The following is a 6,474-nucleotide window of genomic DNA, read 5'->3' as shown; positions in this document are numbered from 1 at the left end:
CCTCCCGGCAGCCCCTCCCCCGCCGCCGGCTCCGTCAGCCGACCAATCGGCAACGTGTTCGCCACGGCGAAAGAACTTGACCCCGAGGCCCGGGAGGTTCCGGTCGCAACTGAGCTGGGCGACGCGCCCGCGTGGTTGTTCCCCGGCGACGGAGACGCCGCGAGCACCTGGGCGATCCACGTTCACGGCAGCCTGTCCGGACGAGACGGCGCTTTCCGCTCCGTTCACGCCCTCAGAAGGACCGGGTACACCTCACTGGTCCCCTCGTTCCGAGGCGACGGAGAAGGCCCGCCTGCGCCGCTGGATGCCTTCACCCTGGGGCAGACGGAGTGGCCCGACGTCGACGCCGCGATCGCTCTCGCGCTCGAGCGCGGAGCCCGCCGCGTCCTGCTCGTGGGCTGGTCGAGCGGAGCGTCGATCGCTCTGCGCCTCGCTACGAGCTCGGCGCACCGCTCGCAGATCGCCGGGCTGATCCTCGTCTCCCCCGTCCTCAGCTGGCGCAGCAGCGTGCTCTACAGCGCCGCCAATGCCGGCGTCCCCCGCGTCATCGCCTCCGCGGCCATAGCCGCCCTCGCGACGCCGATCCTCAGCCGCCTCCTCGGGTCGCCGGTTCCGTTGGACTTCCACGCTCTCGACTGGACCCGAGCGTCAGTGCAAGTCCCCGTGCCTGCACTCCTGATCCACTCCGAAGGTGACCGCACCACCCCGTTCAGCGACTCCCGTGCGTTCAGCCAGACGCACGAGCAGGCTCCTCTCGTGCCCGCCCGGCCCTCCGCTCACGCCCTCGAATGGAACGCTGACCCGGCTGTCTTCGAGAAGGCCGTCACAACCTGGTGCGCAGCCACGCTCTGACGCCCCGTCAAAAGCTAGATAGCCAGATACCTATATAGGTATCTGGCTATCTAGTACCACGCGGCTGGCTAGGCCAGCGGGTTGCGATCGCGGTACTCGCGCAGCGCCGACTCCACAATGTCGCGCTTGGTTCGTCCTGTTGCGACGCGCAGGTCCTCGACGTAGTACGACAGCTCCGCCTCGATATCGGCGTGCAGAACCTCCGTAGGAGCCTTCCGCGGCCGAGAACGAGGAGCCGTGGCACCCGTTCGCGCCGGGGCCGACGTCGCCGGTGCGGCCGCAGCAGGAGCCGGCGCCGGGCGCGGCTTCGAGTCGATCGGGTCGCGCCGGTCCGGCGCCGGCTGTGCCCGTCGAGCGGGAAGGCTCTGGGGGCGGTCCTCGTTGGTCATCGGATCACCTTTCGTGCAAGTTCTCGGTATGCCTGGGCGACGGGGGCTCCCTTGCGGAAGCGGCCGTACCAGTCGTGCGAGTACCGGACCTCCCCCACGATCGTCCGATGTGGAATGAGCGGCGTCAGCAGAAGGCCCGTCCCCCGCATCTGCTCGATGCTGTGGGTCGCCTCGCGCGGCGTTACCGTCTCCTTGTAGCCGCCGACGATGATGCCGGCCTCAGCGACCGCCTGGCGGCCGCTGGTGGCGTTGTAGCGCATCACGCTCTCCTGTGCCCCCAGGAACCCGTCTACGCCGTCCGCGGTCGGCGTGGCCGCGTAGATCACCGATTCGGCCGCCGTCAGAGCGTTGAAGATCAGTGAGCCGCCCTGGCGGTTCGGGCAGTCGATGATCACCAGGTCGGCCGGCACTCCCTCGAGCGAGTCGGCCAGACGATGCCCGACCTCCCCCGGGTCGTCCGTCTCGCGGGCACTCACGCTGCGGTCGGACGGGATGACTCGAAGGTTCTCGTGGAACGGTGACGGCACGGCCAGCTCGTCCGCCCACCCCCGCGGGTCCTGGTTGCCGAGGATCGCGCCGACGTCGAGGCCGACGTCGACGGGCTGCGCGTCGAGCCACTTGGTCGTCGCCCCGCGCGGGTCGAGGTCGATCAGGATGACGCGCTTGCCGTCCTCCGCCGCCACTGTCGCCAGGGAGACGGCGGTGGTGCTCTTGGTCGCACCACCGCTCTCGCTGTAGATCATCATCGTCTGCATGGTCGCAACCTATCTTGATACCTACACAGATAGCAAGCTACACAGATAGCAAGCTACCCAGATACCTATATAGAGATCTGGGTAGGACACGCCCGACCGACACCTGTTGAGCCGCCCCACCGCCTGGGCCGTGATCGCATGTCGGTGGAGTCGACATACACTCGAACGCATTCGAACACACGTTCGACTAAGCGAGGGAGGGTGGCATGAGCGTCACCGTCGTGGACCGCATAGCCACACCGGCCGAGGAGGCCGTCTCCATCGCCTTCCTCGTCACCGGCGACGCGGTGGCCGCAGGCTTCCCGTCGCCGGCGCAGGACTACTTCGACGGCTCTCTTGACCTCAACGACCACCTGATCCGCGACAAGACCTCGACGTTCATCGTCCGCGTGTCCGGCGAGAGCATGACCGGCGCCGGCATCAGCGACGGCGACGAGCTCGTGGTCGACCGCTCGATCACACCGACCCACGGTAGCGTCGTCATCGCGATTCTCGACGGCGAGCTGACCGTCAAGCGGCTCGAACTGCACCGCGGGGGAGTGGTGCTGCGTGCCGAGAACCCCGACTATCCCCCGATCGTCGTCCCCGAGCTGAGCGACCTCCAGGTGTGGGGCGTCGTCACCGTCTGCCTGCACCGGCTCCACCGTGCGCTCTGAGCGCCGCATCGGCCTCATCGACGTCAATTCCTTCTACGTGTCGTGCGAGCGCCTGTTCGATCCCAAGCTGAGCGGGCGGCCCGTCGTCGTCCTGTCGAACAACGACGGCTGCGTGGTCGCCCGCTCTGACGAGGTGAAGCAGCTCGGCATCGAGAACGGCACCCCCTGGTTCAAGATCGAACCTCTGATCAGAGCCGGCCGACTCCCGGAGGTCATCGCCCGCTCGAGCAACTACGAGCTGTACGGCGAGCTGTCCGCGCGCGTCATGGAGCTGCTGGGCCGATACTCCGCCTGGCAGGAGGTGTACTCGATCGATGAGAGCTTCGTCGGAGTCGACGGCGATGTGACGGAGCGGGAGAAGATCGGCCGAGCAATGCGCGCGGCCGTCGCGAAGAACGTCGGCCTGCCGGTGTGCGTCGGCTTCGGGCCGAGCAAGACTCTCGCGAAGTTCGTCAACAAGGGCGGGGCGAAGAAGCACCCGAGCCTCGGGGGAGTGTGCGATACCGACTGGTACACCCCCGAGCAGATGGACGGCCTCATGGCCTCGCAACACGTCACCGAGCTGTGGGGCGTCGCCGGCCGCACCGCGAAGCGCCTCGCAGAGCTGAACATCCACACGATCCGCGACCTCCGCGACGCCGATCCCATCCTCATCCGCAAGAAGTTCTCCGTCGTCTTGCAGCGCTCCGTCTACGAGCTGCGCGGAATCGACTGCATCCCGCTCGAGGCCGCACGCACGGTCCGGGACCAGCTGATCTTCTCGCGCTCGTTTTCCTCACCCGTGACGACGATCGCGGACATGGAACAGGTGCTCTCCGTCTACGCGCAGCGTGCCGCGCACCGCCTCCGAGCGCAGGGGTCGGTCACCAAGACGATGAGCGTGTTCGCGTCGACGTCGCCTTACGCCGACGCGCCCTACGAGTCCGCCGGCGGCATGGCCGGCTTCCCCGTCCCCACCGACGACCCGGTGACCATCGTCAAGGCCGCCACCGGCACCCTTGTGCCCAGGTTGCGCGAGGGTGCGCGCTACGTGCGCGCCGGCGTCATCCTCACCAACTTGTCTGCGAAGGGCTCCCACGCCCTGCTGGACGTGTTCGACAACGACTTCGACACCAAGGGCCTCGGCGCCACGATCGACGCCGTGACGAAGCGCCACGGCCGCTCCGCGGTCGGCCTTGGCCTCGCCGGCATCCGCAAAGGACCGGTGTGGACGATGAAACGCGATGCGCTGTCGCTGCGCGCGACAACGCACTGGGGAGAACTGGCAACCGCGCACGCACGGTGACCTCTGTCGGCTGCTCTCGCGCTGGGATAGAATGTTCTATAGGAGGTGGTTGCCGTGTCGATCGCTGAGAGGCCCAATGGGGACACTGTTCGCCGGCTACGCAGCTTGCAGGTCGTAACCCGCGTGTCGTACCTCCGCGCGTTGCGGACGGCGGCCGAAGGCACCACTCAGTCGCAGCTCGCCCGCGACATCGGCATCTCGCAGCCGTCGGTCAACAGTGCGTTGAAGTCTGCGGCCGCAGTGCCCGACGTGCGTCCCGGGTTCTCTGGCGCGACGCCCTACGAAATCGCCCAGCGCTACGACGCGGGAGAGCTGACACGGGAGCAAGTCATCGATGAGCTCGGCCGCTGGCCGTATCGTCCAGGTTCGCCCAGCGATGGCTACGACTGGACCACCTTGGACCCGGGGGAGTTCGAGGAAGTAGGTCGCGCTCTCACTGAGCACCTGATCGACGCGGACGCGTACGACGAGATCCTTGACCGCTACAGCGAGCAAGGTCGGTGACGGCGGAGGACTCGTCAGCGATCGCCGCGCACCGTGAGACGGTGCGCGCGTGGGCTCGGGCGGGAGGCCCACTGAGCCCTGCGAGTGAGCGCGCGACGGTCAACAACCGGGACTGGTTCACCCAGGAGTCGGATGGATCGGTCCAGCCTCGCGCTGCCCGCCGACTCATGCACGCCCGCCTCGTGAACGAGTACCGCGCTCACTTTCCCGACGTCCGCTCGGAGAAGAAGGCGATCATCCTCGCCGGCCCACCAGGAGCGGGAAAGTCGACAGTTCTCGCAGACGTGCTCGGCGCCGACCGCAGCGCGTGGCTCACGGTCGATGCCGACGAGTTCAAGCGAGCGCTGCTCACCGAGGCAATCAAGGACGGCAGCTACGACCGCGCCATTCTGCCGCCAGAGGTGCGCTCCGCCGAGGCGGCGGGGGAGAAGTTCTTCCCGCTCGAGCTGGCCTCCCTCGTACACGAAGAATCCTCCCTCCTCGCCACCCAGCTCCGCGCTGCGGCGATGCGAGACGGCCAGAACGTCGTCATCGACACCGTGCTCTCCTCACCCGAGAAGGCAGTCGAGCTGGGGCAACGGTTCGCGGCCGCCGGCTACAGCGTCGAAGTGATCGACGTCGAGGTGCCGTTCGAGCTGTCGGAAGCGCGGATCGCCGGTCGGTGGCAGCAGTCCTACGAACGCGCCCTAGCCGGCGCCGATGAGCTCGGCGGCCGATGGGTTCCCAGCGAGTACGCCCGCAACGTCTACGCCGGCCCCGAGGGTCGTTCGTTCCCCGAGTTCTCCGCTGAACAGCTCGCAGAAACCGGCCCGACCGTGATGCGATTCCGCCGGTTCAACACCGCCGGCGAAGGACAGCCGCGCACTGTCGACGTCGACAAGTCCCGCACGGCGTTTGGACGCCCGCTAGTCGATACCGCCCTCGTGCAGACACGCGCAACAGCTGCTCAGAGCTTCCCCACGAGCAGGAAGCCGGCCCGCGGCCCCGAAATCGGAGGCCTCGGCCGCTAGTCGGCCCAGACGATCACGCCCGGGGTACTTCGCACGCTGGACGCTGTGTCATGCCCTGTACCCCGCTGAGCGCGTCTTAGACACCCGTTCCGGGGGCGCGAGGGTCCTCGCGCAGCGTCGCTGCGCGACACCGTGGGGAGGCCGCAGAGCGGCCCATCCTTCGGGTTTTCTTCACCTCTCCGCGGTCTCAACCTATTTCGCTCCACCGGCTGCGTGCCACCGATCCCGGACGCGCCCTGCGGGCTTATTTCGCCCGTGATCGGCGTCACTCCGCCGCCTCCACTCAAACGGTTTTCCCCGCCGGAGAGGCAAAGAAAAACGATCAGCCAGAGGGAGACGCACCATGAGCGAGCAGCGCGGCACACGTACCGAGGTCATCACGAGCGAGAACCACGGACCCGGAGCGGAGGGCATCAGCCGGACCGCGCGTCAGGTGGTCATCGTCGGCGCCGGCGGCAACGACCCGGTGACCGAGCAGACGCCCGCCGTGCGCCTGGTCACCCGCAGCGGTGGCCGCGCGGTGGCCGGGGTGACGTTGCAGCACTTCGAGCCCGTCGCGCCGCTGCCCGCGGATCGCATCGGCTACATGGCCTCCGGGGCCTACGTCGTCGTTCCGGTCGATGTCGCGCGGGCGCTCGACCTGTTCCCGGCCGCCTATGCGCTGCACGACCGCAGCGAGACGCCCGCCGACTACCGCGACAACGACTGACCCCCCCCGAACCGAGAAGGAGAACCGACATGCTCACCATCACCCACACCCCCGAGGCCGGAACGATCATCGAGGGCACCAGCCGCGGCGACGGCACCGCCGAGATCCTGAAGGCGTCCGGCTGGCGCTGGGGCCGCTCCATCGGCGCCTGGTACGTCCCGCAGTCCCGCGACCGCCTCCCGAAGTGGTGGACCATCAACCGTGCCGCGACCGCGCTGCGCGAGGCCGGCCACGAGGTCACGATCGACGCTGACGAGACGTTCCGGCCCACTGCCGAGGTCGAGGCGGACAAGACCGAGCGCCAGGCCGCCCGC

At 68.2% G+C, this 6,474-nt stretch carries 8 protein-coding genes and 1 pseudogene; 7 read left to right on the top strand and 2 right to left on the bottom strand.

Translation table 11 applies throughout. The features are described from left to right. On the top strand, positions 1-852 hold an 852-nt coding region (locus C5C95_RS16830), incomplete at its 5' end, for a S9 family peptidase (RefSeq protein ID WP_146087114.1). Between the two features lie 68 nt (positions 853-920). Here the strand turns inward: C5C95_RS16830 and C5C95_RS17210 are convergent. Then, entirely contained in the window at positions 921-1,241 is a 321-nt protein-coding gene (locus C5C95_RS17210) for a hypothetical protein (protein WP_146082607.1), read from the bottom strand. Further along, entirely contained in the window at positions 1,238-1,996 is a 759-nt protein-coding gene (locus C5C95_RS16825) for a ParA family protein (RefSeq protein ID WP_104277458.1), read from the bottom strand. Before C5C95_RS16825 ends, C5C95_RS17210 begins: the two co-directional genes overlap by 4 nt. Positions 1,997-2,202: 206 nt before the next feature. Here C5C95_RS16825 and C5C95_RS16820 point away from each other — a divergent pair, with 206 nt between their 5' ends. The 6 genes and pseudogenes from C5C95_RS16820 to C5C95_RS16795 form a co-directional block, all read left to right on the top strand. Beyond that, complete coding sequence (locus C5C95_RS16820) at positions 2,203-2,652, top strand: LexA family transcriptional regulator (RefSeq protein WP_104277457.1); 450 nt, start codon at positions 2,203-2,205, stop codon at positions 2,650-2,652. After that, a complete protein-coding gene (locus C5C95_RS16815; RefSeq protein WP_104277456.1) occupies positions 2,642-3,937 on the top strand; it encodes a Y-family DNA polymerase in 1,296 nt (431 codons plus the stop codon). Before C5C95_RS16820 ends, C5C95_RS16815 begins: the two co-directional genes overlap by 11 nt. 54 nt (positions 3,938-3,991) lie before the next feature. Next, positions 3,992-4,441 (top strand): hypothetical protein, encoded by a 450-nt coding sequence (locus C5C95_RS16810; RefSeq protein WP_104277455.1) that lies wholly within the window; start codon positions 3,992-3,994, stop codon positions 4,439-4,441. A gap of 182 nt (positions 4,442-4,623) precedes the next feature. Further along, positions 4,624-5,451: a zeta toxin family protein gene (locus C5C95_RS16805; protein WP_258067409.1), complete on the top strand. Its 828-nt coding sequence runs from the start codon at positions 4,624-4,626 to the stop codon at positions 5,449-5,451. A gap of 343 nt (positions 5,452-5,794) precedes the next feature. After that, positions 5,795-6,160: a hypothetical protein gene (locus C5C95_RS16800; protein WP_104277454.1), complete on the top strand. Its 366-nt coding sequence runs from the start codon at positions 5,795-5,797 to the stop codon at positions 6,158-6,160. A gap of 29 nt (positions 6,161-6,189) precedes the next feature. Next, positions 6,190-6,474: pseudogene (locus tag C5C95_RS16795) on the top strand (hypothetical protein); the annotation flags it as partial.

This window comes from Rathayibacter sp. AY1B7, from assembly GCF_002932735.1.
Taxonomy (GTDB): Bacteria; Actinomycetota; Actinomycetes; order Actinomycetales; family Microbacteriaceae; genus Rathayibacter.
The sequence above is the reverse complement of the archived record's forward strand: the minus strand, read 5'-3'. Positions and strand labels throughout refer to the sequence as shown.